This is a genomic window from Enterococcus asini ATCC 700915 (assembly GCF_000407365.1).
GTDB lineage: Bacteria > Bacillota > Bacilli > Lactobacillales > Enterococcaceae > Enterococcus_C > Enterococcus_C asini.
Genome location: NZ_ASVU01000001.1, coordinates 57,982 through 82,739 on the forward strand (window position 1 = coordinate 57,982; position 24,758 = coordinate 82,739).

General features: G+C 41.9%; 28 protein-coding genes, 2 pseudogenes and 1 riboswitch. Of the genes and pseudogenes, 11 read left to right on the top strand and 19 right to left on the bottom strand.

The window, feature by feature from the left end; all coding sequences use genetic code 11:
• Positions 1-19: 19 nt before the first annotated feature.
• The 12 genes from I579_RS00300 to I579_RS00355 form a co-directional block, all read right to left on the bottom strand.
• A complete protein-coding gene (locus I579_RS00300) occupies positions 20-490 on the bottom strand; it encodes a GAF domain-containing protein (protein ID WP_010753201.1) in 471 nt (156 codons plus the stop codon).
• Between the two features lie 89 nt (positions 491-579).
• Positions 580-1,008 carry a hypothetical protein gene (locus I579_RS00305; RefSeq protein WP_010753200.1) on the bottom strand — a complete coding sequence of 143 codons (429 nt, stop codon included), beginning with the start codon at positions 1,006-1,008 and terminating at the stop codon, positions 580-582.
• A gap of 147 nt (positions 1,009-1,155) precedes the next feature.
• Positions 1,156-1,989: a glycosyltransferase family 8 protein gene (locus I579_RS00310; RefSeq protein ID WP_010753199.1), complete on the bottom strand. Its 834-nt coding sequence runs from the start codon at positions 1,987-1,989 to the stop codon at positions 1,156-1,158.
• 117 nt (positions 1,990-2,106) lie between these two features.
• Entirely contained in the window at positions 2,107-2,412 is a 306-nt protein-coding gene (locus I579_RS00315; RefSeq protein WP_010753198.1) for a DUF3221 domain-containing protein, read from the bottom strand.
• A 154-nt stretch (positions 2,413-2,566) separates the two neighbouring features.
• Positions 2,567-2,830 (bottom strand): type B 50S ribosomal protein L31, encoded by a 264-nt coding sequence (locus I579_RS00320; protein ID WP_010753197.1) that lies wholly within the window; start codon positions 2,828-2,830, stop codon positions 2,567-2,569.
• Positions 2,831-2,933: 103 nt separating this feature from the next.
• Positions 2,934-4,229 carry a transcription termination factor Rho gene (gene rho, locus I579_RS00325; RefSeq protein ID WP_010753196.1) on the bottom strand — a complete coding sequence of 432 codons (1,296 nt, stop codon included), beginning with the start codon at positions 4,227-4,229 and terminating at the stop codon, positions 2,934-2,936.
• Between the two features lie 18 nt (positions 4,230-4,247).
• Positions 4,248-5,507, bottom strand: a complete 1,260-nt coding sequence (locus I579_RS00330; RefSeq protein ID WP_010753195.1) for a UDP-N-acetylglucosamine 1-carboxyvinyltransferase — start codon at positions 5,505-5,507, stop codon at positions 4,248-4,250.
• Between the two features lie 172 nt (positions 5,508-5,679).
• Complete coding sequence (gene thiD, locus I579_RS00335; protein ID WP_010753194.1) at positions 5,680-6,471, bottom strand: bifunctional hydroxymethylpyrimidine kinase/phosphomethylpyrimidine kinase; 792 nt, start codon at positions 6,469-6,471, stop codon at positions 5,680-5,682.
• 105 nt (positions 6,472-6,576) lie between these two features.
• A riboswitch (TPP riboswitch) is annotated at positions 6,577-6,674 on the bottom strand.
• A gap of 65 nt (positions 6,675-6,739) precedes the next feature.
• Positions 6,740-7,816: a DNA/RNA non-specific endonuclease gene (locus I579_RS00340; RefSeq protein ID WP_010753193.1), complete on the bottom strand. Its 1,077-nt coding sequence runs from the start codon at positions 7,814-7,816 to the stop codon at positions 6,740-6,742.
• Between the two features lie 190 nt (positions 7,817-8,006).
• The gene (locus I579_RS00345) at positions 8,007-8,978 is read right to left on the bottom strand and encodes a helix-turn-helix domain-containing protein (RefSeq protein ID WP_010753192.1); all 972 of its coding nucleotides are present in this window, start codon (positions 8,976-8,978) and stop codon (positions 8,007-8,009) included.
• A 262-nt stretch (positions 8,979-9,240) separates the two neighbouring features.
• On the bottom strand, positions 9,241-10,110 hold the full coding sequence (locus I579_RS00350) for a class II fructose-bisphosphate aldolase (RefSeq protein ID WP_010753191.1): 870 nt from the start codon (positions 10,108-10,110) through the stop codon (positions 9,241-9,243).
• Between the two features lie 215 nt (positions 10,111-10,325).
• Positions 10,326-11,132: a gluconate 5-dehydrogenase gene (locus tag I579_RS00355; RefSeq protein ID WP_010753190.1), complete on the bottom strand. Its 807-nt coding sequence runs from the start codon at positions 11,130-11,132 to the stop codon at positions 10,326-10,328.
• Between the two features lie 184 nt (positions 11,133-11,316).
• On the opposite strand from I579_RS00355, the gene folB reads away from it, so the two are divergent.
• The 5 genes from folB to folP are packed head-to-tail and all read left to right on the top strand — an operon-like array spanning position 11,317 to position 14,162.
• On the top strand, positions 11,317-11,685 hold the full coding sequence (gene folB, locus I579_RS00360) for a dihydroneopterin aldolase (protein ID WP_010753189.1): 369 nt from the start codon (positions 11,317-11,319) through the stop codon (positions 11,683-11,685).
• Positions 11,682-12,167, top strand: a complete 486-nt coding sequence (gene folK / locus I579_RS00365) for a 2-amino-4-hydroxy-6-hydroxymethyldihydropteridine diphosphokinase (protein ID WP_010753188.1) — start codon at positions 11,682-11,684, stop codon at positions 12,165-12,167. Before folB ends, folK begins: the two co-directional genes overlap by 4 nt.
• A complete protein-coding gene (folE, locus tag I579_RS00370) occupies positions 12,167-12,733 on the top strand; it encodes a GTP cyclohydrolase I FolE (RefSeq protein WP_034810382.1) in 567 nt (188 codons plus the stop codon). The genes folK and folE overlap by 1 nt, the downstream gene beginning before the upstream one ends.
• A 12-nt stretch (positions 12,734-12,745) precedes the next feature.
• Positions 12,746-13,357 carry a non-canonical purine NTP pyrophosphatase gene (locus I579_RS00375; RefSeq protein ID WP_010753186.1) on the top strand — a complete coding sequence of 204 codons (612 nt, stop codon included), beginning with the start codon at positions 12,746-12,748 and terminating at the stop codon, positions 13,355-13,357.
• Positions 13,350-14,162, top strand: a complete 813-nt coding sequence (folP, locus tag I579_RS00380) for a dihydropteroate synthase (protein WP_010753185.1) — start codon at positions 13,350-13,352, stop codon at positions 14,160-14,162. The genes I579_RS00375 and folP overlap by 8 nt, the downstream gene beginning before the upstream one ends.
• Positions 14,163-14,175: 13 nt before the next feature.
• Here folP and I579_RS00385 read toward each other — a convergent pair whose 3' ends face one another.
• The 4 genes from I579_RS00385 to I579_RS00400 form a co-directional block, all read right to left on the bottom strand.
• On the bottom strand, positions 14,176-14,484 hold the full coding sequence (locus I579_RS00385; protein WP_010753184.1) for a nucleotide pyrophosphohydrolase: 309 nt from the start codon (positions 14,482-14,484) through the stop codon (positions 14,176-14,178).
• A 120-nt stretch (positions 14,485-14,604) separates the two neighbouring features.
• Positions 14,605-15,627 (bottom strand): branched-chain amino acid aminotransferase, encoded by a 1,023-nt coding sequence (locus I579_RS00390; protein ID WP_010753183.1) that lies wholly within the window; start codon positions 15,625-15,627, stop codon positions 14,605-14,607.
• A 100-nt stretch (positions 15,628-15,727) separates the two neighbouring features.
• The gene (locus I579_RS00395) at positions 15,728-16,270 is read right to left on the bottom strand and encodes a dihydrofolate reductase family protein (RefSeq protein WP_010753182.1); all 543 of its coding nucleotides are present in this window, start codon (positions 16,268-16,270) and stop codon (positions 15,728-15,730) included.
• Positions 16,271-16,281: 11 nt separating this feature from the next.
• Entirely contained in the window at positions 16,282-16,665 is a 384-nt protein-coding gene (locus I579_RS00400; protein WP_010753181.1) for a TMEM175 family protein, read from the bottom strand.
• Positions 16,666-16,772: 107 nt separating this feature from the next.
• Here I579_RS00400 and I579_RS00405 point away from each other — a divergent pair.
• Positions 16,773-17,792, top strand: a pseudogene (locus I579_RS00405) (IS256 family transposase); the annotation flags it as partial.
• Between the two features lie 202 nt (positions 17,793-17,994).
• Here the strand turns inward: I579_RS00405 and I579_RS00410 are convergent.
• The gene (locus I579_RS00410; protein WP_010753805.1) at positions 17,995-19,314 is read right to left on the bottom strand and encodes an IS1380 family transposase; all 1,320 of its coding nucleotides are present in this window, start codon (positions 19,312-19,314) and stop codon (positions 17,995-17,997) included.
• A gap of 153 nt (positions 19,315-19,467) precedes the next feature.
• Here I579_RS00410 and I579_RS12740 point away from each other — a divergent pair.
• Positions 19,468-19,623, top strand: a pseudogene (locus tag I579_RS12740) (IS256 family transposase); the annotation flags it as partial.
• Positions 19,624-19,669: 46 nt separating this feature from the next.
• Here the strand turns inward: I579_RS12740 and I579_RS00415 are convergent.
• On the bottom strand, positions 19,670-19,939 hold the full coding sequence (locus I579_RS00415; RefSeq protein ID WP_010753178.1) for a hypothetical protein: 270 nt from the start codon (positions 19,937-19,939) through the stop codon (positions 19,670-19,672).
• A gap of 219 nt (positions 19,940-20,158) precedes the next feature.
• Positions 20,159-20,728 (bottom strand): recombinase family protein, encoded by a 570-nt coding sequence (locus I579_RS00420; protein WP_010753177.1) that lies wholly within the window; start codon positions 20,726-20,728, stop codon positions 20,159-20,161.
• Positions 20,729-21,071: 343 nt separating this feature from the next.
• Between I579_RS00420 and I579_RS00425 the strand changes: the two genes are divergently transcribed.
• From I579_RS00425 to I579_RS00445, 4 genes are all read left to right on the top strand, one after another.
• Positions 21,072-21,419 carry a hypothetical protein gene (locus tag I579_RS00425; RefSeq protein ID WP_010753176.1) on the top strand — a complete coding sequence of 116 codons (348 nt, stop codon included), beginning with the start codon at positions 21,072-21,074 and terminating at the stop codon, positions 21,417-21,419.
• A 54-nt stretch (positions 21,420-21,473) separates the two neighbouring features.
• A protein-coding gene (locus I579_RS00435; protein ID WP_129316744.1) for an IS3 family transposase occupies positions 21,474-22,615 on the top strand; the annotation gives its coding sequence in 2 pieces (ribosomal slippage) (positions 21,474-21,702 and positions 21,702-22,615; 1,143 coding nt in all).
• An 86-nt stretch (positions 22,616-22,701) separates the two neighbouring features.
• Positions 22,702-23,244, top strand: a complete 543-nt coding sequence (locus I579_RS00440; protein ID WP_016249764.1) for a leucine-rich repeat protein — start codon at positions 22,702-22,704, stop codon at positions 23,242-23,244.
• 590 nt (positions 23,245-23,834) lie between these two features.
• Positions 23,835-24,749 (top strand): hypothetical protein, encoded by a 915-nt coding sequence (locus tag I579_RS00445; RefSeq protein ID WP_016249766.1) that lies wholly within the window; start codon positions 23,835-23,837, stop codon positions 24,747-24,749.
• The last annotated feature ends 9 nt before the right edge of the window (positions 24,750-24,758 follow it).

Consider the following 24,758-nt stretch of genomic DNA (forward strand, 5'->3'; position numbering starts at 1 on the left):
ATGTTCCGACTCACGTTTTTTAGTTACTCCCTAGTAATAGCGCCACGTATTTTTCCAGATACTCTTGATCGATTTCATCATACATCGCTGTCACGCCGGCGTCGATATCCAAAACCCCGATTAACTTACCGTCTTTAATCATGGGTACCACGATTTCTGACATGGCTGTCCCGTCACAAGAGATATAGTTGGCATGTTCTTTCACATTGGGCACAATCAGGGTTTCTTCCTTGGCCGCACTCTCCCCACAAACCCCCTTGCCCATTTTTATCCGGGTACAGGAAACTTTTCCTTGGAAAGGCCCTAAGATTAATTCTTCGCCATTGAATAAGTAATACCCGGCAAAGACGGTTTCTTTTAAGGTTTGATTTAAAAGCGCCGATGAGTTGGCTAAATTGGCCAACCAATTGTCCTCTGCTTCTAAAAGTCCCGCTTGTTGCAATAATAACAGCTCATAAGCCGCTTTTTTCTCTGCTTCATCCCAGCTCATAACAGTCCTTCTTCCATCAAATAATGGTTTTATACTAGCATGGTGCGCTGCTTCCCGCAACCGAGAAATCTCGCGCTAGAAAGTCAAGGTTACTTCTCTTTGCTTAAGAAAATCCAGTGAGCCCACAGAAAAATCGTAAAGGCCGCAAAAAGCACCACTTGGGACAACTGCACCATCCCCAAGGTCACTTGGTTGCTGTCAATCAATGGTCTCTGACTAATGATAGTCTGCAACAGCTGAAGGACAGAAACGAGCGTCAAAGCCCCCAGAATTTTCCCCGTCCGCCCGAGATAGTCTAGCGAAAGCACTCTTTTTTGGATCATAAACCCTGTGGCGATAAAAATACCCAGCACTAAAAAGAGCACATCCACAATGGTTCCGATTTTCGGAATCCTAATCACCTGAAAATCCACCAAAGCGTCTTTTACAATCAATAACCCGCTAAATACCCCTAGACCAATGAAAACTCCTTGACCGCGAATTAATCGTTGTTGCTCGTCCATTTTCTTTTCAAACATCCTGCTTCCTCCCCCATAAGCAAATCGCTTAGGCCGAGTATACGCCTGAACAATTGGAAAACACAGTTTTTTTTAATCGACAAAAAAACAGTAACTTTAACGGCCACTGCTTTTGTCTTACCTATTTTTTAGGCTATACCAATCGTATTATAACTCTTTTTCAAGTTCTACTACTCGGTTTTGATAACTCAGGTACAAAGCAGTGAACCGATTGTCGTGTTTTTTGTCCCAGGGCTTCGGCTTCCCACAAAAATGCAAAATCGAAGTATTAGCCATCACCCAGTGGAGATCATGCTTACTCAAACTCCGGGTGAAGTACTTGGCATACATACGAGCATCGTAATTCCAGCGCTCCTCGGGAATCGTCAATGCATACTTTCCATAGAGATAGTTCAAGATGTCTTGGTCCGGTAAAACTAAAAAGTGGGCATACTTTTCGATCACCCGACTAATATCAGCCCATTGCACTTTTTCCCGAGCCTGAGTCAAATTCAACAGCATCACACCGGAATTGTAATACTCGTGATCCAAATCCAAGCGCACTTTATTGATCGGCGTGGAGACATCCAAAAGGCCTGTATGAGTGGCCGCCGCCAACAAGTGCTGATCAAGCTCGAGATTCCATAAATCGGTTAAAGGATTAATCACCAGAATATCCGGATCTAAATACAATACTTTGGTGATATCCTCCGGGAGAATCTCCCCTGCTAACAGTCGGAAATACATTTCTTTAGGATAACGTGCCACGGTAGGCGCACTCGCCCAGTTACTACCGTCCACTTTGATTACTTGTAACTCAAATCCCAAAGAATGGCAAAAGGCTTGTAGGGTTGTGATACTTTCTTCTGATATCCGTTCATGGACCAACCAAACACGAAAGTCTTGGCGAGGATTGTTGTCGTGAATGGATAACAACGCTACTTTTAAAGGAGCTAAATAGCCTTCATCTAAGGTAAATAATAAATCGATTTTTTGATTCATCTGTTCTCCTTGTAATTGGTATTTATTCGTTATTTACGACTAATTCAATCATAAAAGAAAAAGCGATGTTTGTCACGAAAGCACAGCTACTCGCTCACGTTCTATCGTCGCTTTAAATTACTCTGCTAGTTTTTCAATATGCATAACCTCAGCTATCGCAGGAAAAGACGTCCTGATTGGTCCTTGGATAGTAATTCTGATCCGCTCACCAACTTTAAAATCCGCGGCTTCTCCCCACTCAAAAGACAAATCCCCTTGCTTTTGCTCTCCTTGCTCACTTTTACCATCATCCGTTAAAATCGTAATTGTATTTTGATAAATATCCGTGATAGTCCCACTAGTTTGCGAGGTCGGTTGCTTGCGACAAGCACTTAATAAAAAAACAGTGAACATGATAATTAATAAACAGCTGAACTTTTTCATCCTCTAGCTCCTATCATCTTTTATTCAAGCTTAGCCAGTCGGTAGTAAAAAGTCAAAAAAGATTTGTGGATTTCTGTAAATAAAAAAGAGGCTCCTTCTATAAAAGAAGAAACCTCCAAACTGTTGATAAAACAGCCTTCTAAGCAAGTTAGAATTATTGTGCAGCGTTCTTGTCTTTGAGACCGTACTTTTTGTTGAAGCGGTCCACACGTCCGTCTGCTTGGGTGAATTTTTGACGCCCAGTGTAGAATGGATGAGAGTCAGAAGTAACTTCGACACGGATCAATGGATACGTGTTGCCGTCTTCCCATTCAACTGTTTCTTGAGAGTTCTTAGTAGAACCAGACAAGAATTTAAAACCGGTAGTTGAATCCATGAATACTACTGGATGGTAATTCGGATGGATATCTTGTTTCATGATTTGTTCGCTCCTTTGCCCTGGCTCATTTGCTTCACCAGAGTTATTTGTCAATTTGCAACATGAACATCTTACCATGTTTCACAGCTAGATGCAATTATCTTTATGACCTTTTTTGATTTCGGCGACCTGTATTTTTCACGGTCAAATCTTTAATAGAATGTAGCAATTCCTGATTGTTCTTGGTATTTTTCAAGAGGTTGCGGAATTGTTCCGTGTATTCCAAAGCATCCCCGTTCATCTGATTGCGCAGTTTCCAAGTCTCTTCTAGTTGGCTTTCACTCATGAGGAGCTCTTCTTTTCTGGTGCCAGAACGCTTGATATCGATGGCTGGGAAGATGCGACGTTCGGCTAGTTCTCGGGATAGATGGAGTTCCATATTCCCCGTGCCTTTGAATTCTTCATAAATCACATCGTCCATGCGACTTCCCGTGTCCACCAAAGCCGTAGCCAAAATCGTCAGGCTACCTCCTTCTTCGATATTCCGGGCCGCCCCAAAGAATTTCTTCGGTTTGTATAAAGCCGCCGGATCAATCCCGCCACTTAACGTACGCCCGCTTGGAGGGACGACTAAATTATACGCTCGAGCAAGTCTGGTCAAGCTATCCATTAAAATCACCACGTCCCGCTTGTCTTCCACTAAGCGCATGGCCCGTTCCAAAACTAGCTCGGACACCCGAGTATGGTTTTGCGGCTGCAAATCAAAAGTGGAAGAAACTACTTCCCCTTTGACACTACGTTCCAAATCTGTGACTTCTTCCGGGCGTTCGTCGATTAAGAGGACAATCAATTCCACATCAGGAAAATTATCGGTAATCCCATTGGCGATTTCTTTGATGATACTGGTTTTCCCAGCTTTCGGTGGCGCCACGATCAACCCCCGCTGACCAAAGCCCACAGGCGCAAAGAGGTCCATCATCCGGGTAGCTAAGCGTCCCCGAGTGGTTTCCAATTTTAGCTGACGGTTGGGATATAGTGGGGTCAAAGCTGGAAAATGCGGGCGTTCTTTGGCTTCTTCCGGATTCTTGCCGTTGACGCTTTCCACATGCATCAAGCCGTAGTAACGTTCCGATTCTTTCGGTGGTCGCGCTTTGCCGGCTACCTTGTCCCCATTGCGCAAACCGAAACGGCGAATTTGCGAAGAAGAGATATAGATATCTTCCCCACTGGGACCAAAGTTAAGTGGCCGCAAAAAGCCATAGCCTTCTTGTCCCACGATATCCAAGACGCCTTCCATATAGTAAAAACCTTGTTTCTCTGCTTGGGCGCGAATCACTGCCAAGGAAAGCTCTTTTTTGTTCATCTGGCTGTAATAAGGAATCTTGAAATCCCGGGCGTAGCGATAGATTTCTTTTAAGGTCTTATGTTCCAGCTCAGACATTGTCAGATAATCACTCATGGCCGATCCCTTCTTTGATCATTCTTCCACCATCTCAATGTCGCCGCCGAGAGCTTGGATTTTCTCAATAATGTGATCATAGCCCCGTAGGATGAATTCCACATTGGTAATCGTCGTCGTGCCTTCTGCCATCAATCCGGCAATCACTAGCGCCGCCCCGGCCCTCAAATCACTAGCCACGACTTCCGCTCCGTGGAGTTTGGTGGGACCGTTGACGATAATCATATTACCTTCAATCTGCGCATCCGCACCCATTCGCACCATTTCCGGGATATGGTTCACTCGCTTGGCATAAATCGTATCGATCACATCCGAAGTTCCCTTGGCTTTCATTAACAAAGGCGTAATCGGCTGTTGGAGATCCGTGGCAAAACCTGGATAAGGATAGGTTTTGACGATTACAGGATTGAGCTCTTTAACTGGGAAGACTTCGATGCTGTCTTCTTTGACTTCCATAGGCACGCCTAGTTCTTCTAGCTTCGCAATATAGCTTTCCAAATGCTCATAGATCACATTGTTGACTTTAATGCCTTCGCCGACAGCCGCAGCCATAGCCAAATACGTTCCCGCCTCGATGCGGTCCGGGATAATGGAATGCCGGCAACCGTGGAGTTTTTCTACTCCTTCGATTCGAATTTCATTGGTACCAGCTCCGCGAATCTTCGCCCCCATGTTGTTCAACAAAGTGGCCACATCGATGATTTCAGGTTCCCGGGCGGCATTTTCGATAATCGTCTTGCCTTCTGCTTTTACCGCCGCCAACATGATATTAATCGTGGCGCCAATGGATACCATATCCAAGAAAATCCGTTCCCCGTGCAACTTCTTATCCGGCGTCCGCAAATACATGGCTCCGTGTTCATTGGTCACTTTTGCTCCTAGCATTTCAAAGCCTTTAATATGTAAATCAATCGGGCGTGGTCCTAAATAACAGCCCCCAGGTAAGCCCACGACTGCCTCGCCAAAGCGTCCCAAAAGTGCTCCCATAAAATAATAGGAAGCTCGTAAACTATTGATTTTGCCACTAGGCATGGGAATCGAAACCAATTCTGTGGAATCGATTTCCAGCGTGTTGTTTTGGAAAGTCGTCTTTACCCCCATGATTTCTAGAATATCCATTAAGGAATGTACGTCTTGAATGTCTGGTACGCCTTCTAAGATTACGGGAGAATCCGCTAAAATGGCAGCCGGAATTAAAGCTACCGCACTATTTTTTGCACCACTAATGGTTACTTCCCCTTTTAGAGGACGGCCACCGTGAATTTTTATTTTTTTCATCTATCTTCACCTTAAATGTTATTTTTATTAGCTAAATTTTGTATATCTCTTCCGATTTTAACACAAAGGACTGCTTTTCTAAATAAGAATCTCTGTTTCCTTTCATAAAGCCACGGCAAAAACCGCCATCTCTTAAGAAATGGCGGCCTTTGTCAGCTTTTAATAAGAATAGCTAGTCGTTCGGATAAAAAGCCCAGAAATGATGGGTCGGTCCGTGCCCTGCTCCAAGAGGTAAAGCTTGCTGAATCGCTTGGGTGATATAGTCTTTTGCCTGCTGCACCGCTTCAGGTAAACGCGCCCCTAAGGCCAGCTGGGCACAAATCGCTGAAGACAAGGTGCAGCCTGTACCATGGGTGTTCTTCGTATCGATTCGTGGGGCCTCATAAGAAAATAGTGTTTCTCCGTCAAATAAGAGGTCTGTGGCATCTGCTACTCGATGGCCTCCCTTCACTAAAACCGCCGCCCCGGTAGCCTGATGAATTAGCCGAGCCGCTTGTTCCATTTCAGCCAACGTGGTGATTTGCATATCCGCGATTTTTTCGGCCTCGGGAATATTGGGCGTAATCAAAGTAGCTAGGGGCAAAACTTTCTCAATCAAGGTTGCGATGGCTTCTTCCTCCATCAGGGCGCTGCCATTTTTGGCATACATCACCGGGTCTAAGACAATGTTTGGTACTTGCCATTTTGTAAGACTTGCGGCCACTGCCTCCATGGTTTCTTTGCAAGACAACATGCCGATTTTCACTCCATCGGGAAAGATATCCTCACAAACTGCGGTGATCTGCTCTTGGATAATCTCCGGAGTCATATCTTGATAGCTAATGACCCGTACGGTATTTTCTGCCACCACAGAAGTAATGGCCGACATACCAAAAACTCCGTGAGCTGAAAAAGTCTTCAAATCTGCTTGAATCCCCGCTCCGCCACTGCAATCAGAACCGGCAATCGTTAATGCTGTTTTCATTGTTACTCCTCCTTGTTTGTGTTTTTTCCGGTGTCTTTTCCAAAAGAAAAGACACCTCCAAGTTAAGGAGATGTCTGAATGGACGATGGTTCACAAAAGGACCATGTGCTTCAAGACGTTGCTCCCTACGCTGGTTTTAGCCAACAGGTTCAAAGGGTCAGGTTTTACCTTCTCAACGCCAATGCGTCCCCCTGCAAACATATTTCTTAGGGCAAGCATACCCTATTTCCCTTGTTCTGACAAGCTACCTTGATTCATCTGTGGTCACTTATTGACCATAGCAGACCTTACAAGGCTTTAGTCCCAAAGATTTTACCAAAGCCAGATTGGACTTGGTGAAATCCCCCGGTCCATGCGCATGGCTATGATACTTTTCCCCACTGCGAGTGATGTAGACGACTTTTTCTACATCAGGATTGGTGGTAGTAGCAGCACTAGTATCCGTCTCTGCTTGAGAATCTGAGCTTTTGGTGGTACTGCTATCATTTTTTGCATATTCTGGTGCTACGACACTGGTGCCATCTGCATAATTTAACGTGACACCTTCTTGCACATTAAAGATATACACATTGAAGCTGATCTGATCATCCCCAATGGACTGGGCTTCCAAGTGAACGCCTCGTGCCAAAAGCTCCTCCTCTCGAAAAATCGGCGTCACCCGATAACGGACATAGTGTTCGGGACTTTGCTCTAGAAAACTTTTGATGTCCATTTCATAAAGTAACATCCCGGGGCTGTTTAATTGCCGGGTACCGGTGATTAAATTTTTCCAATTGGCATTTTCCCCGGATAAAGCAAAACCAATCAGATGGGAGCGATTGTAGAGATAGCCCCCTTTGATTTCTTTATTGTGCCAGCCGGTGGGCGTCACACTGGAGATATCTCCCCGTTTTTCCGTAGGCATCAAGCTTTGATTAAGTAACGCATCGGCTTCCGTAGCACGGTTTAACTGATCCAGATCTCCGTAGTGCTCCCAGGCACCTTTACTTGTATCGAGCTCTGCACTGGTAAATAAGGGCACATTGTCATTGAGCTCAATGGTTTGCTCCCCGCCGGAATAGTCCTTCGTTGCCAAATCCAGATTCAGCGCTTCTGCTTTAGCCTTAATAATCTCATCGGAAGGACTCACCGTGGTGCTCTCAGTGGTGGATGTCGCAGTCGTCTCCGTGGAAGAATGATCCGAGGAAACAGTCTGACTCACCTCTGTGGATGGACTACTCGACGCATGCGAGTCTTTTTCTGGGGTAGTTTGACAGCCGGTTAAGCCGATTAATGCCATGACTCCTAAAAAGAGACTCAGCTTTTTAGCGGTGCCTCGTAGTTTTTGTCTGCTAGTTTGTTTCATTATTACCTACTCCTAAAGTTTGTCTCTCCAAACTATACTACAAATTGCCACTAGAAAGAAGTCGCAAGGAAGATCGACCCCAGACACAAAAAAGAAACCGCCGCGTCAGGAAATCCGGTAGCTTTTTTCTGCTACTTGAAAACCGGATATCCTTCCTCAACGGATTCTTTCTTGTGGGATTTAATTTCAATCAGTTGTTCTTTTGAAACAACTTGACCACAGCGATCACGGCGCCATAGAGCACCCCTGCCACCGGCCAAATCACCCAGCTCGTGTGCCAGTTATTGGTCAAAAAGCTGTAGCCAAGATACAAAGCGATGACAACCGGCCAATAAATTGCCGCAATGCCATTGGTCCGATTCGCTTCTTGCTTCATTTGTCTGCTGTAGTCGCCTTCTTGCAAAAGCTTCAACATGCTTTCCCAACGAATGGCATTGATAATAAAAATCGCTACCCCAATGGCTTCAATTACCAAAAGTGTCGCCAAACCGATCACGATGTATACTTCATTTTCGGTAAACGAGCTGAGTAATAAAGGCAAGACCCCTAAGATACACAGACTAGTGGCGATGATATTGTTCCGCGTGTAGGTGCCATGATACGCTTTTTGCCGCTCCCTCACCATGCCTGTCACACCGTATTCCGTCTCAAAAATCTCCTCATCTAAGAAATGAAAAGCCTCGGTCTGAGAACCGCTGTAAATGAAGATTGCCACGGCTGGCGTGATGATAAGTAGTAACAACAAGAGCCCTGTGATTCCTGCTATCATTTCAGACAAAGTGTGTGGATATTGACTACTAATGCCCCCAAGCACAATCAAAGGGATCGGTGCTAGCATACACAAAACCGTGGCCAATGCGATTAGTTTTGATGTCTTATCTTTCAGACGTAGAAACTGGTGGGCTTCTGCTAAGGTTACTTTACGACCAGCGACTTCCTCTGTATCCACAAATTCCGGTTCTTCGATTTCATCTTTAAATAGGTAATCCGTGCTCACGCCAAACAATTCCGATAAACGAATCACTTTATTGATATCGGGAATCGATTGGGCGCTTTCCCATTTGGAGACCGATTGCCGGGAGACATTCATTAATTCCGCCAACTCTTCTTGGGTCCAACCGTTCTTCTTACGCTCTCGAATAATCTTATCTGCTAAAATCATGTTGCTCACCTCTTTATTGGATTTTGTACACTTCCTACTATTAAAATACAGTAGAACTCAGTTACCTACTAGAAATTCCTAGTTGTTTTTTGTCAACTGGCGGTTGCATTGGCTTTACAATCGTGTATTTTAAAGGAAAAAGTTTCGTTACTAGTTTTTTCACTATTTTAAGAATAACATGTTGGAAGATGAAAAGGCGAGTAAAAGAAAGCACAAAAAAACTCCCATCGCCGAAACGATAGGAGTTTTCTCAAAGTCTGAATTATGCTTTGTTAGCAGAACCGAACCAGTCGATGTGTTCTTCAGCGTCTTTGATGATGGCAGCTTTACCAGGTGCCAACAATTTACGAGGGTCGAAACCTTTACCTTCATGGTCTTTACCAGCTTCGATGTATTCACGAGTTGCTTTAGCAAATGACAATTGGAATTCAGTATTAACGTTAACTTTAGAAATCCCCATGGAGATTGCTTTTTCGATTTGTTCTTGAGGGATACCAGATCCGCCGTGCAATACCAATGGCACATCTTCGCCGACAGCAGCTGCAATTTCTTGCAAGTGGTCAAAAGCAAGACCTTGCCAGTTTTCAGGGTAAACACCGTGGATGTTCCCAATCCCACATGCTAGAGAGTCGATTCCGGTAGCAACCATTTGTACGCATTCGTTGATATCAGCTAATTCGCCAGCACCGATGATGCCGTCTTCTTCCCCACCGATTGAACCAACTTCACATTCAACAGCGATGCCTTTTGCATGTGCTTTTTCAACAACGTCTTTAGCCAATTTCAAGTTTTCTTCAAATGGCAAGTGAGAGCCATCGAACATAACGGAAGAATAACCAACTTCGATACATTCCAAAGCTGCTTCATAGTCACCATGGTCCAAGTGCAATGCAACAGGAACAGTGATACCCATTGAGTCGATCAAGTTGTTTACAAGGTCAACGATTACTTTGTAGCCGCCCATGTATTTTGCAGCACCCATAGAAGTTTGGATAAGCACTGGTGCTTTTTTCGCTTCTGCTGCAGTTAACAAAGCTTGTGTCCATTCCAAGTTGTTTGTGTTGTACCCGCCAATTGCGTAACCGCCTTTACGAGCTGCTTTCAGAAATTCTACTGATGATACTACTGGCATGATAAATTTCCTCCTAAATTGAGTCCTAATTTGTTAGGCTGTTGCCTAACCAACGCTTATATTTTAGCAAACTTATGGCTTAAGCGCTAGTAATACCGCCCTTTTCTTGGGATATTTCCATTAAATAGCAGAAACATCCGTTCTTTTTCAGAAACTTTCCAGATTTGACTAGAAAGAAAACGCTCATCATTGAGTATAAATAACTAAACTTTTTCTCATTCAGGTTGTTTTCCCAAAGTAGACAAGATACCCCCGTCCACGTATAGAATATGTCCGTTAATAAAATCAGATGCCCGGGAAGATAAAAAAACAGCTGGTCCTTTCAAATCCCCAGTTTCCCCCCAGCGATCCGCCGGCGTCCGATCCCGAATAAAGGCATCAAAAGGATGACGACTGCCATCTGGCTGTGTCTCCCGCAGCGGCGCGGTTTGAGGAGTGGCGATGTAGCCCGGCCCAATGCCATTACACTGGATATTGGCCCCGCCAAATTCGGCACAGATATTTTTAGTCAACATCTTCAAGCCCCCTTTAGCCGCCGCATAGCCTGCCACCGTCTCTCGCCCTAGCTCACTCATCATGGAGCAGATATTGATGATTTTTCCTTGACCTTGAGCAATCATTCCCGGTAAAACTGCCTTTGCTGCGATAAATGGCCCGGTAAGATCCACGTCGACCACTTGACGAAAATCCGCCGCACTCATTTCCAACATGGGAATGCGTTTGATGATTCCTGCATTGTTCACCAAAATATTGATTGGTCCTAAATCTGCGGTAATGCTTTTTACCATTTGGGCTACCGCAGCTTCATCGGTGACATCACAAACATACCCAGAAGCCGGAATCCCCGCTTTCGCATAATTTTCCAAGCCACGCTCTCTGGAACGTTCACTGGAGCTATTAAATGCTACTTTTGCCCCAGCTTCGTGTAACGCGCTGGCGATTTCAAAACCAATCCCGTGGGAGCCACCTGTGACCAGCGCCACTTGACCGTCTAAACGAAAGTCATTCATTGAAAAAGTCATAGTTTCTCTCTCCTTTACTCATCTTACTTCTATCCTACCTTATTTCCCGGAAAAAACGCGAACTTTTCAGCGTTTTCCTTGGAATTTGCCGCACTGGGTTCAAAAAAGAGGCCCCGTCTATCTTCTACTGCTCTTCCTTTGGTATAATAAGCCCAATATCAAGTCAATTTAAGGAGGAAATCAGATGGATTGCATTCGGATTAACAATCAGAAATTTTTCACCAAAAATGGTGTGTTGCCGGAAGAAAAAATTCTCGGGCAACAGTTAGAAGTGGATATTGAGCTACGACTAGATCTCTCAACAGCCGGTAAAACAGACGATGTGGCAGATACCGTCAATTATGCGGCAGTCAATGAAAAAATCTCTCAAACCATTACTACCCGCTCCTTTAACCTTATCGAAGCGGTAGCCTCCGCTATTTTAGATGATATTGAAGCGGACTTTGGAGCACAGCTAGACAGTGCCCTCGTTCGGGTTCGGAAATACGGTGTGCCCATGCCTGGCGCTTTCGACAATGTGGAAGTCCAGCTAGAAAGAAGGTTCGCCGAATGATTGGTTATTTAGCATTAGGGAGCAATCAAGGGAATTCCTTAGCCAATCTAAAAGCTGCTAGAGCGGCTTTAGAGGCACTCCCAGAAGTCCAGGTCGTGGCCTCTTCGTCCTTGTATGAAACCGATCCGTATGGTCCAGTGGCCCAAGATGATTTTCTCAACGCCGTGATTCGGATTGAGACTACATTGGAACCGGGCTTTTTACTGGGAAAGATTCACCAGATTGAAGCCGACTTAGGCCGGGTGCGCACGATTCATTGGGGTCCCCGCACGATTGATATCGACATTTTGCTGCTGGATGATGTCAAACTCACGACGCCTCGCTTGACGATTCCTCATGTGGAAATCACCAAACGAGCCTTCGTCCTGATTCCTTTGCAAGATGTCTACCAAGAAAAGACGTTACAAGGAAAAAGTTTATCGGAATGGATCGAAGCAACCGGGGATGAAAAGACCGTAAGACTAAGTGAAAAGGTGTGGTAATCTTGGAAGAAAACAAACAACGAATGATCGAAAATGCTGTCAGAGACATCTTAACCGCGGTGGGGGAAGATCCCAATCGTCCGGGATTAGTAGAGACTCCGGCCCGGGTGGCTCGTATGTATGCAGAGGTCTTCAGTGGTTTAAACACAATCTTTGACGACTATAAGCTGTTTGAGTCCACCAGTCAAACCGAGATGGTGGTGGTTAAGGATATTCATTTTTACTCCATGTGTGAACACCACCTACTGCCCTTCTTTGGACTGGTTCACATCGCTTATATCCCGGCAGAAGACAAAGTCATTGGATTATCGAAACTCCCTCGCTTGGTGGAACACTGTGCTCGTCGGCCCTCCGTGCAAGAAAACTTAACGGAGATGATTGGCCAAGAATTAGCCGCCCATATTCCTTTAAAAGGTGTGGCGGTCGTCATTGAAGCCGAACACTTGTGTATGGCCATGCGAGGCGTGCGCAGTCCCCAAAGTCGCACGAAAACGTTCTATTATAGTGGTTGCTTCCAAAGCGATCGTGATTTGAAAACTGACTTCTTACAAGCCATTCAAGGATAAGGAGGCTGTTTGATGGAACTAATCGTCGGCACTTGGAACCAAGGAAAATTAAATGAGATGCAAGAAGCTCTAGCCCTTGTTCCGTCAGATGTGCATCTTGTGGGCATCCAAGAGTACCTAACCAACCCGATTGCACCTAGTGAAAGTGGCACAACCTACTACGACAACGCCTTGGAAAAAGCGCACTTTTACAGTGATTTACTCCAAAAACCAGTTCTAGCGGATGATGGTGGTTTGGCCCTCGCCGCTTTTCCAGAACTTTTAGGCGTCCACACTAGTCGTTTTTTCAAAAGTCACTCCGGTCCGGAGAAAAACCAAGAACTCTTGGCTCTCTATGATACTCCGGAGCTACAAAATCCTGCTAAACGCCAGCTTACTCTCCACGCTTGCTTAGTTTATGTGAGCCCAGCTGGGAACATTCTCAGTGCCAGTGCCGCTTTAACCGGCCAATTAGTCGCTCCAACAGGACATGGTGGCTATGGCTTTGATCCGATTTTTTATGTGCCCAGTCTTGGGAAAACTCTGGCCCAATTACCAACGAGTCAGCGCAATGCCTTAAGTCCTCGAGTTCAGGCATTGCAAGAGTTAATCCCGCAAATAAAGGAGGTATCTGAAAATGATTGATTTTCGTAAAAAAGACCAAGTCATGGGGATTCTCAATGTTACCCCGGATTCTTTTTCCGATGGCGGACAGCATTATACTTTAGAAGATGCCTTAAGCCACGCCGAGCTTTTAATCAAAGAAGATGCCGCTATATTGGACATTGGGGGGCAATCCACCCGCCCCGGCTATCAAGAAGTCACTCCGGAAATCGAAGCCCAACGGATTTTGCCAGTCATTCGCGAATTAGTAAAACGCACAGATGTCCCGATTTCCGTGGATACTTATTTTCCAGAAGTCGCGGCAGCCGCCATTGAAGCCGGTACAAAGATAATCAATGATATTAAAGGCCTGGACAGCCCGGTGATGTTGGAAGTGCTGGCAGCAGCTCCTCAGGTAGGCATCGTCATCATGCACTCCCGCCCTCGCCGCAAAGAGCTTTCGGTTAAAGAAGACATTCAAGCCTTTTATCTGGAACAATTTGAGCGTTGCAAAGAGCACAATATCGCCCCAGAACGCCTGTGCTTTGATCCTGGTATCGGCTTTGGCAAGACCCCGGAAGAAAACATCCAAATCTTACAGCAGCCGGCCGATTTTCGGTTCCGTGACTTCCCTTTACTCTACGGTGTGTCCCGGAAGCGTACGATTCAGCATTTAATCGGGGATAGCTCTCCTGAGGAACGAGATTACGCCAGCGTTACTGCCTCTTTATTTGCCGCTCAAGCCGGGGTAGAAATTGTGCGCGTCCACGAGGTTAAAGGCATGGTGGATGCTTTAACGGTTTGGCACAGATTAAGCCATAAAAAAACCAGAACGTCTCTTAAATAGACGTTCTGGTTTTTTACTCTGCTTTCGATGCTTCTGGTGCGGGGTATTTCACGGCGTTTTTGACTAACTTTTCGGCAATGATTTCGTCGATGTCAAAGCCTAAGTTGTCCGCTAACATATAGGCATAAATCAGCACATCAGCGATTTCTTCTTTCAGGTGTTCCCGGTCTTGGTTGCCTTCAGCCGATGTCTTCCACTGATAGATTTCCAATAATTCACTGGCTTCTAGGGACAAAGACAAAGCGAGATCCTTTTCATTGTGAAATGGACGCCAATTGCGCTCGTCCCGAAATTGATTGATTTTTTCCATACTGGTGGTCATGTACATTCTTCCTTTCCTAGGACCAAATTTTTCCCTTGGTCCACGCAGGATTATTCTAGCACACTTTTCTCCTACGAAAAAAGCTCAGGTCCTAGTTCTACTAGCAACCTGAGCTTACTTTTATTTCACAGGGATAATTCGAATCCATCCCTCTGGTGCTTCCACATCCCCAAATTGAATGCCGATTAATTCATCGTACAATCGCTGTGTCACCGGTCCAACTTCAGTCTCGCTGTAAAAAACATGGAGATCATCCCCGTTTTGAATGCCACCAATTGGGCTAATAGCCGCCGCGGTACCACACGCCCCGGCTTCCACAAATCGATCCAGCTCAGCAATCGGGCAATCTCCTTCAATCACCGTCATTCCCAGACGCTCTTTACTCAGATACAGCAAGGAATACTTGGTGATACTCGGCAAAATAGAAGGCGAAATCGGTGTTACAAATTCATTATTTGCGGTAATTCCAAAGAAGTTGGCCGATCCTACTTCTTCGATTTTCGTGTGAGTTTCCGGATCTAAGTAGATACAATCAGAGAAGTTCCGCTCCTTGGCTTCTGCTCCCGGCAATAAGCTCGCCGCATAGTTGCCTCCGACCTTCGCTGCCCCGGTACCTTTTGGCGCTGCTCGGTCGTAATCGGAGACAATGAAGTTAGTTGGTGTCAGGCCACCTTTGAAATAGGCGCCCACAGGCATACAAAAGACCACAAAGAGGTATTCATTGGCCGGGTGCACCCCGATATTTTCCCCTACACCGATTAATAAGGGCCGCAAGTACAGGGTTGCCCCAGTGCCATAGGGAGGGACATACTCTTCATTGGCCTTGACGGTTTCCGTGACCCCTTTTAAAAACAACTCTTCCGGCACTGCCGGCATCAGCAGACGCCGAGCGCTGCGATTCATCCGTTGGCTATTTTGCTCCGGGCGGAAAAGATTGATATTGCCATCTTTTCGGCGGTAAGCTTTAAGACCTTCAAAACACTGTTGGCCATAGTGAAGCGCGGGAGAACCTTCGTGAATATGTAATACATTGTCCTCCGATAAAACTCCTTCATCCCAGGCACCATCTTGCCAATGAGCGATAAAGCGATAGGGCGTTTTAATGTACGAAAAGCCCAATTCTTCCCATTTGATATCCACCATCCGATTCCCTCCAATCTATTTCTCCTATCGTACTACACTTCTGTTTGCTTGTCATGAAAATATTTCAAAAATTTTCAGATTATTCCTTAGAAAAATCCGATTACTTTTCCCTTTGTTTCTCATAACAAAGATAGGTTAAACCGTTCTTGGCATAGGAATTCGTTTGTGTCAGCAAAATCTCCCACTTCCCCGGCTGAAACAATGGTACGCCGGAACCGAGAATACGGGGAATCACCGCTATGATGTATTCATCAATCAAATTTGCCTCAATCAAAGGTGCCACAATGGAACTACCACCGACAATCCAAATCACCCCACCAGCCTGAGCTTGTAATTTTTCCACAAGGGCTACCACATCTCCCTTAACAAAATGTCGCCGCCCTACTGTTTTTTCCGGAGCGGAAGTGAAGATGTAAGATTCTACATCTTCATAAGGGTAAACCTCTGGGGACAGCTCAGTAATCACCTGTTCATAAGTTTTCCGACCTAAAAGTACCGTGTCCACTTGGGCATAAAATTTTTCATAGCTATCATCGACTTCCGTCTGGGGCCGGTCGGTTTCCAGCCAAGCCACAGAACCATCGGCTTTGGCAATGTAACCATCCAGACTCATGGCGATAAACAAACTCACTTTCCGCTTCATCTTTTTTCCTCCTAAGCTTTTTTTAGTTTGATACTTTTATACGGCACAACCCACAATAAAAGCGACAAGCCATCGATAATTATGACCAGCTCCGGTCGAATCAACCAACCAATGACAAGGGCCAAGCAGTTAATTGCCACCGTTACGCCGGTTTTCCGCATAAAAGCATGGATGTGTTCTTTGACTTCTCGGTCATTCACCGCAATGAGCGCCCAACACAATAGGAAATAAGTAAAGTCTGCCAATAAGATCACGCCACCATAAAAAACTTGCGCTCCTAACGCACTGGGGAAATCACTGACCCAAGACGTGGCAAAAGGAAACAGACTTAAAGCCAAAATCAAGAGATTATTCGCCCACAGCGTCCACCCACCGATTTTTTTGACTCCGTGCAAGATAGCGTAAAATATTTTGTGTAAATAGAAATTTAGGGTAGAAAAAGAGAAAGTCCATTCTGTAAAATTAAAGTTACGACACCGAAATTTTATAGGAGGACTTTCTCATGACTAATTTTACTACAGAAATTATGCAAACACTACTCAATAAAGGCGATTTAGATGAATTATTTCGGGATCATTTAGAACGAGCGATTAATTCACTTCTACAAGCAGAGCTAACTGCTTTTTTAGACTACGAAAAATATGATCGAAATGGATTCAATTCAGGAAATTCCCGTAACGGGAATTATTCACGTACATTTAAAACAGAATATGGAGAGCTAAATTTAACTATTCCTAGAGATCGGAATGGCGAATTTTCTCAACAAACACTCCCAGCATATAAGAGAACCAATGATTCGTTAGAAACGACCGTTATCCAATTATTTCAAAAAGGCATTACGATGGCTGAAATTTCCGAATTAATTGAAAAAATGTATGGGCATCACTATACGCCACAAACGATCTCCAACATGAGTAAACTCGTGTCTGAAGACGTTTTAGCATTTAAAGAAAGAACGTTAGAAGCCAGTTATTCCGTTATCTTTATGGATGCGACACATATTCCTTTGAAGAGACAAACCGTTTCAAAAGAAGCCGTGTACATTACGATTGGTATCCGATTGGATGGAACCAAAGAAGTTCTTGGGTTCACTATCGCCCCAACGGAATCCGCGTATATTTGGAAAGAGGTTCTTCAAGATCTTAAAAACCGTGGGTTAGAAGAGGTTTTATTAGTGGTAACCGATGGTTTAAGTGGTATCGAAGAAAGTATCCATAGTGTGTATCCGAATGCACAATTTCAACAATGCTGTGTACATGTATCTAGAAATATCGCACATAAAGTGCGTATTCGAGATCGAAAAGAAATTTGTGAGGAGTTCAAAGCGGTTTACCAAGCAACGTCTAAAGAAGAGGCATTGGCTCAAGTGGACTTTATGGTCAAAAAATGGGGAAAGCAGTATCCAAGAGTTGTCAATCTGCTCTTGAATCCTGCCATAGTCACATTTTATAATTTTCCTCCCACTATCAGACGAACCATCTATTCAACGAACTTAATCGAAGGATTTAATAAACAATTAAAACCCTGAATAATTCATAGCTCTAAATTTAAGCTATTTTTTTGAACAAAGTGCCTATATTTAAATTAGGCAGATACATTCTCCCAAAATAATGTGTTTTCGAACAGGATATATACGGAAGAAGGCTATAATAAAAATTATTTGTCTATTTAAGGGCAGACTGACCCCTTGGAAAAATAGGTTAAAAATTTTTACGATAACTAGCCTAAATCCATTGCCTAGATCGCCGTAGGCGTTCAAAAACCTTATAAAATTCAGTTTGATACACATGATAACTCGACAGTTTGAGATAGACTTGTCTACCTGTTTTAACGAGTTTTCCGGCAACTTTAAGCAATGTCAATCGTATAGAATGAATCGTCATCCCCCGATTCACTTGTTCAAATCCAATGGTCTTTAAAAAATTGACGAGGTTGTAAGCCAGGACACTGATCATCATTCTGACATGATTTTCCAGGAAACGCGGACTATCTGTTTTGTCAAAATAAAAGCCTGATTTCGCTTCTTTGATGAAATTTTCCATTGTTCCACGCTTGCCGTAAAGAGAGAATATGACTTCAGGCGAGACATTATCGGATAGATTCGTCACAATGAATGCGTGGTGAAAAAGAAGCTCTCCTGCTTCACGGATTGATCGAATACAAACGCGACGGGGTTTTGACCAGGATTGTGCTTGATAAGGGAGTGAAAAATACTGTATTTCTCGGTCTTCCCATTTTTTATTATCCCCATAAAGAACAGAGTGTTCAGCTAACTGACTTAACCTCCGATTGCTCTTTAATCGGATAACGTACTGGCTTTCAGTTGCTTCACAAGATTCATACACCTCTGGTGTGGCGAAGCCGCTGTCACCCCGAACCAATATCTCGGTATGAGGTAACGTGCTCTTGTAGTGGTGTAACAGCGGGTCGATAAAGGCTTTTACCCCTTTAGACGTGTACTGATTGCCTGAACGCAGTTCAGCTTTTAGGAAATCTCCGGTCAATCCGTCAAATGCAACTAATGGGTGATAGCCGTAGGTTTGATAATGGGCATTATAATCTGTTTGTTCTTGGCGTCCAAAGGTATCCGAATGTGTGGAATCGACATCAATGATTAACTCGGTGTCATTGCGAATCAAACGCGCTTTATCAATCAGCGACTGATTTAATGCTTGGAGTTGATCCATGTTCTCCTCGGTGAAACGATCTAAAAACCGTGAGATTGACGATTGTGAGGCCAACTCTTTTTTACCGAGTACAGCTTGAAAGACTGGATCCTGTCTTAATAGATTAGCTGATGAGTCTGCCGAGTACCCAGCAATTAACTGCATAATGAGTTGTTCTAATATCGCTAAGTTATCATGTGTGAAGTAAACACGTTTGTCTTTAATATGGAGCCACTGTTTAGCTACGTGTGAAAAGTCGAAGGTATTCATCACCTCTTGAACTAAGACCAAACCCGAATCACTCGATAAGCGACCACCTGTATGTGAAATAGTCAAATTTGAATTGAATTTTACCTGGTTTTTGTGTAAGCTAGTCATGAGAAGAACTCCTTTCTTATGGTTGGTTTCGACACCTTTACCATATCAGAATGGGGTTCTTTTTGCATCACTTAACAGGTGAAAATGAAAAAGAAAATGAAGACTGCCGTTAGGCAGTTTCAGACGGTTTGAAGTCAAAGTATGAATTATTCAGGAAAACGGTATACTCGAAGAAAAGAACAATTTCCAAATGAAGACTCTTTAGAAAGATTTTTAGTGTCGCAATTTAATCAATATAACCAAAAATTTTTAGGCAGGATTCACAAAGGATTTAAAGAAATTCAGGATACATTAGAGTCAATGATTTAACTGTAATTAACGGAATGGATTTTCCATTTACACATAATTCTTGACGCTACCAATTATAGAGATAATACTCCATTTTTTGTCGTTTATTATCATCAATATACTCTTTGTTGAACTTAAATGTCATCACTAATTGACCATCTTCATCTGAATAAGTTTTACCTACTGCAGAAAACGGTCTTAAATCTTTTGTTTCTTCAATTGTTAGCTCTCTTTTCAACTCTTTTTGTTTCTGAACATAGGTGTAAACTCCCCAACTAGAAATTAGAATGGCTCCTATTATTCCTATACCAATCTTTGCACGTTTACTTAGTCCCACAAAATCAATCCTTTCTCACTCTCATTCGATGCAAAAAATCAACGTTTTTTCTGCACAAAAATAAGACCACTGAATCAACTTCTGAAATGTTGATACAATCGTCTTTTTTATGTAAATTATTTTTTTAATTTGGTATCGGTAAAAAACGTTGATTTATTGCCGGTTAATTACCAACTTATACTACTAAATTCTATCGTTTGTCCATTGAAATGACAAGTCTCATTTTCTGGACAAGCCTGCTTTTTTAGCAATGTTATAAACAGTTTTTTCGGATACTCCACATTTTACTGCAATTTCTTTCAAAGATAGCTGATTTTCTTGATACAAAACAATAATTCTTTTGCGTTTATTTTTCTTAATCGGTGGTCTACCCAACTGTTTATCCGAGTTAGCTAACGCCTCTTTTGTTCGTAAACTAATACTTTCTGCTTCAAATTCTGCTATACCTGCTAAAACAGTGAAGAATAGTCGTCCGCTCGCTGTTCTGGTATCAATGGATTCTTGAATACTTTTCAGATATATCTCTTTCTCATTCAGTTCAGACATAAGATTTACCAATTGCCTAGATGACCTGCTTAACCGAGCTAAATTATAAATTAGTAAGGTATCTCCTTTTTCTAAACGTTTCAATGCTTTGTCAAGTTCTGTTCGATGTTCCTTTCTTCCACTAATCTGCTCAGAAAATAATTCATCGAGTTCAAACTTTTCCAATGCCTTTCTCTGCACTTCCAGTCCTAAGTCCTGCGTATTTTTGCTAGTGCGAATATAGCCAATCGTTTTATTTTTCATTCGAGGTTTCCTCCTTTCTTTTCCTTAGTTTAATAATTTCTTTTTAAATACAAAAATACCCTGACTAGTGGGAAATAGACAGGGTAAATGAAAAAACATTTAAAACCATAGAGGCGATTCAAATGGTTCTCGTCAAGGTAACTTAATTATCACATAAAAAATAACGTTTGTCCAGCAGATTAATCCTTACTTTACTTTTCTATTATTTCCCAATTTTCTTAATAAGAATAGTCTATATGAACCTATATATCAACATTTATAGTGTATTAAAAAATTTATATCAACTCCATTATATGCTATAATAACATATGTATTAAAAAACAAAAAAAGGAGGTCGTTTTTCATGACAGATGGAGCTTCACAAGGACTTTTTGTAATCGTAGCGGTGGTAATTTTTGGTATTTTTGTATTGATTAGTTATATATTATTTAAAGATACGTTGAAACCTACATTATCAGGAATTTTTACTGACAGTTTAGAGCAATCTCAAGATAATTTAATTGGAAATATCACTGAAGAAAATCCTACTGAATCTGTTTACTTTAAAACACTCACTTATGGTAATGAAACCTTTATATATGATTATACTGGCGAAGAAACTGAGATAACAATTCCAAAAGAAATAGATGGTAAAAAAATAACCTACATTTCTAGCACAACATTCTCGGATACTAAAGTGATGTTAGGATGATTTCATGGACACGATTTGGTAGAATCTAACTACTAAGAAAAGGACGTGTCCACGATGGCAAAAGCCAAGAAAAAATTTGATGAAGACTTTAAGAAGATGATCTTAGATTTAAACCAGTCTGGCCAATCGGTCGAGGAACTGGCAGCGCAATATGGTATCGCTACACAAACGATTTATCGTTGGAAGAAGCTTTATACAAAGAATGAAGCAACCGGCATGACTAAGGCAGAAATCCTAGCAATGAAAAAGGAAATGGCCCGCATGCAGGAGGAAAACACTATCCTAAAAAAGGCTTTAACCATATTCGCTCAAAAGTAAAAATGAGTGATGTCTTCGAATTTATTCAATCAAATGTTCATGATCATGACGTAAAACAAATGTGTACCGTTTTGGAAGCACCGAAATCCAGCTACTATGACTGGAAGAAAAAGAAGCCTTCCAAGCGCCAATCAGAAAACAAACGCTTAAACCGCTTGATTTCAGGAATCTACTTTGAAAACAAGGGTATCTATGGTGCGCCCAAAATTCATAAGATTCTTGTTGGCCGTGGCGAGACCTTGTCCCTAAAGAAAGTACAAATACTGATGAGAAAATTAGGCTTGCGTTCAATCACCCTCAAGAAGTACAAGCCTGGCAAACAAGCAAAAGTTAAAAGTGAAGGACGTAAAAACCTGTTAAACCAAGATTTTACCACTACGTCGATCAATCAAAAATGGGTGACAGACATTACCTATATTCATACCCTAAAAGATGGCTGGACCTATCTTTCCACCATCCAAGATCTTCACACAAAGAAAATCATCGGTTGGAAGTTTGGCAAGCAGATGACGAAAGAACTGGTTATCGAAACCCTTGACCATGCGCTCTTAAACCACACGCCCTCCGAGAACTTGATCATCCACTCAGACTTGGGTTCTCAGTACACTAGCGAAGCCTATGAGGCAAAGTTGAAAGAATTGAACATTCGGCACTCCTTTAGTCGTAAAGGCTGTCCGTATGACAATGCCGGTATCGAATCGTTTCACGCCTCACTCAAAAAAGAAGAAGTCTATCCATCAAAAGCGTATGAAAACTTTGAAGCTGCTCATTTAGCGTTATTTCAATACATTGAAGGATTTTACAATCGCAAGCGAATCCATAGTAGTATTAATTATTTAACACCAAATCAGATGGAAGAGTTGGCATTGCAAGCTTAGTTCCTAGCTACCACCTACATTTTTTTTGCGAGATTTCCACAGGGCTTCAACTTCATCGCTTCGATCAGCGGTCAAACGGTTTTGGTTTGACGGCTGGTCGAAACGATGAGATACTAACCCGCTGGAATCTCGAAAAAATTCTCACAAATCGTGTCCGAGGTATTGACTCAAATCCAAAAGTTACAAAAGTAAATTTTGAAAAAGGATTTGATGGTTCTCAAATATTTAAAAGCAATTTCTTAGAAGGTTCAAAAATAAAGGAATTATATTTACCTGATGGTGCTACAGTATTGGATAATCTTTTTGGTCTGAATGCTACGAATTTAGAAAAAGTAACGTTACCAAATACTTTAAAAGAGATAAAAGACTCTGTATTTACTAATACTAAAATTACTGAGGTATACATTCCTGAAGGTGTAACTTTTTTAGGCTATAATGCTTTTACCAATAAGAATTTAGTTCAAACATTTTATCTACCAAACACCTTGTCTAGATATGATGCAACTACAACAAACCATAACATGGAGAATACTTTTGTAATTGGTCAATATACAGAAATCTCAACTAAATATGGAGAAGGTCTTTATATCGAACAATTCGGAAATAATTTTAAAATTATTCGTCAGTAAGCGAAATGCTTAATCTAAATTTAACTATGTTCATTCAGTAAAATATTAATCCTTAACAAATTTTGTTAAGGATTTTTTTATCACACACTTTTTTTATAGTTAAATATATTTACACACAACGTTCAAATTTCCATCCCCTACTTTTAGATGATAAAATAGTAAATGGATAGTTATGAAAAGGGATAGTTACGAGATGGATACTTTTTAAATCAGGGATACTTTACTAAATTATGAACCCCTTCATAATCCTTACATTTATTAATTTTCATACCCTACCTAAACCCTCCATCAACCCTAAAAAAGAGGTTTTTCCAAAAAAATAGATGACAACAAAATGAGAACTTTTGTGATAACTTTTTGAAAACTATGCCAATTTTGATGTGAATTCGGAGAAATTACAATGGAAACCTCCGTGAATTTTCAAAAACAGCTGCCCATGAAGAATTTTAAAAAATTTCTATGTGAATCACACCTCTTACAGATGGATAGAAATGAGAATGGATAGTTATGAGTGTAGGGTTACTAATGGATAGTTTCGAGAATAGATACTTTTAAAAAATTAACAGATAAAAATATAGGAGGGAGTGTATATGACCACACTTTTTGTCAACAAACGAGCAATTGACTCTGAGGAATTAGTAGACATCATTACCCAATCAAACGGAATATATGAGAACACCTTGATTAAGCTCTTGCAATGCAATCGCATCAGCTTAGAAGCACGATTAAAGACCTTAAAAAAGAATAAAATCATTTCTAAAGGAAAATTAAATAAACATTTTTATTATGTTGATAAATATGACTTGAAACATATGAAGGATTTAGACTTGCAGTCAATGGTCGTTCAATATTTGGTTTCAATTGGCTTGTATACCAATAAAATTCAAGTAATTGATTCCCTAGATAAAAATAAACAGCTCTATCTTTCAGTATTTGCTTCAGGTAAATATAACTATAAAAATGATAAATCTATAAAAAAACTTGCAAATAACCGGTTCAATCAATTATCTTCTGAAGAAGATAGAAAGTATTTTAGTCAATTTATCATCAACGAATTGACTAAATTCCCAATTAGAGTAGCTTCTTTTTCAGATATGCTAGAAAAACGCTACTATACAACTTCTATAGATACTGTAGATATATTAGCTATTCCTAATAAAGAGTATATCCCTGCCATACAATCCAACTTAGCAGATGTCTCATTTAGAAACTTGGAAAATAATACCACACTTATTCGGGATGATATTTTGATTTATCTGAATGATTCTAATACCCTTGGTTATTTTGTGAAGGAAAATAATCAATATACATTACGAGCAATTTATTCTGTAGTTGACTTCTTTTATTATTTAACCCTGAACAAGAATTCTAAAGATTCCATTTATCTCTCTAATGACAAAGCAGATTATGATAATGCAGATGTCTTGTATTTTCAGAGTTATTTGAATAAGGAAAAGTATAATACTATTCAATTAAAACGAGTCAAGCAAAAAGCACAATCTTAAATGATTGTG

Excerpts from the sequence above, each read along its gene's own strand:
- thiD (WP_010753194.1), bottom strand. The coding sequence starts at position 6,471 with ATGAAAACAGCATTAACGATTGCCGGTTCTGATTGCAGTGGCGGAGCG.
- I579_RS00395 (WP_010753182.1), bottom strand. The coding sequence starts at position 16,270 with ATGAAGCGGAAAGTGAGTTTGTTTATCGCCATGAGTCTGGATGGTTAC.
- I579_RS00300 (WP_010753201.1), bottom strand. The coding sequence starts at position 490 with ATGAGCTGGGATGAAGCAGAGAAAAAAGCGGCTTATGAGCTGTTATTA.
- I579_RS00410 (WP_010753805.1), bottom strand. The coding sequence starts at position 19,314 with ATGACTAGCTTACACAAAAACCAGGTAAAATTCAATTCAAATTTGACT.
- I579_RS00330 (WP_010753195.1), bottom strand. The coding sequence starts at position 5,507 with ATGAAAAAAATAAAAATTCACGGTGGCCGTCCTCTAAAAGGGGAAGTA.
- folK (WP_010753188.1), top strand. The coding sequence starts at position 11,682 with ATGATTGGTTATTTAGCATTAGGGAGCAATCAAGGGAATTCCTTAGCC.
- I579_RS00445 (WP_016249766.1), top strand. The coding sequence starts at position 23,835 with ATGACCACACTTTTTGTCAACAAACGAGCAATTGACTCTGAGGAATTA.
- folP (WP_010753185.1), top strand. The coding sequence starts at position 13,350 with ATGATTGATTTTCGTAAAAAAGACCAAGTCATGGGGATTCTCAATGTT.
- I579_RS00340 (WP_010753193.1), bottom strand. The coding sequence starts at position 7,816 with ATGAAACAAACTAGCAGACAAAAACTACGAGGCACCGCTAAAAAGCTG.
- I579_RS00385 (WP_010753184.1), bottom strand. The coding sequence starts at position 14,484 with ATGACCACCAGTATGGAAAAAATCAATCAATTTCGGGACGAGCGCAAT.
- I579_RS00345 (WP_010753192.1), bottom strand. The coding sequence starts at position 8,978 with ATGATTTTAGCAGATAAGATTATTCGAGAGCGTAAGAAGAACGGTTGG.
- I579_RS00375 (WP_010753186.1), top strand. The coding sequence starts at position 12,746 with ATGGAACTAATCGTCGGCACTTGGAACCAAGGAAAATTAAATGAGATG.
- I579_RS00315 (WP_010753198.1), bottom strand. The coding sequence starts at position 2,412 with ATGAAAAAGTTCAGCTGTTTATTAATTATCATGTTCACTGTTTTTTTA.
- I579_RS00425 (WP_010753176.1), top strand. The coding sequence starts at position 21,072 with ATGACAGATGGAGCTTCACAAGGACTTTTTGTAATCGTAGCGGTGGTA.
- I579_RS00355 (WP_010753190.1), bottom strand. The coding sequence starts at position 11,132 with ATGACTTTTTCAATGAATGACTTTCGTTTAGACGGTCAAGTGGCGCTG.
- I579_RS00305 (WP_010753200.1), bottom strand. The coding sequence starts at position 1,008 with ATGTTTGAAAAGAAAATGGACGAGCAACAACGATTAATTCGCGGTCAA.
- I579_RS00350 (WP_010753191.1), bottom strand. The coding sequence starts at position 10,110 with ATGCCAGTAGTATCATCAGTAGAATTTCTGAAAGCAGCTCGTAAAGGC.
- rho (WP_010753196.1), bottom strand. The coding sequence starts at position 4,229 with ATGAGTGATTATCTGACAATGTCTGAGCTGGAACATAAGACCTTAAAA.
- folB (WP_010753189.1), top strand. The coding sequence starts at position 11,317 with ATGGATTGCATTCGGATTAACAATCAGAAATTTTTCACCAAAAATGGT.
- I579_RS00420 (WP_010753177.1), bottom strand. The coding sequence starts at position 20,728 with ATGAAAAATAAAACGATTGGCTATATTCGCACTAGCAAAAATACGCAG.
- I579_RS00310 (WP_010753199.1), bottom strand. The coding sequence starts at position 1,989 with ATGAATCAAAAAATCGATTTATTATTTACCTTAGATGAAGGCTATTTA.
- I579_RS00390 (WP_010753183.1), bottom strand. The coding sequence starts at position 15,627 with ATGGTGGATATCAAATGGGAAGAATTGGGCTTTTCGTACATTAAAACG.
- I579_RS00320 (WP_010753197.1), bottom strand. The coding sequence starts at position 2,830 with ATGAAACAAGATATCCATCCGAATTACCATCCAGTAGTATTCATGGAT.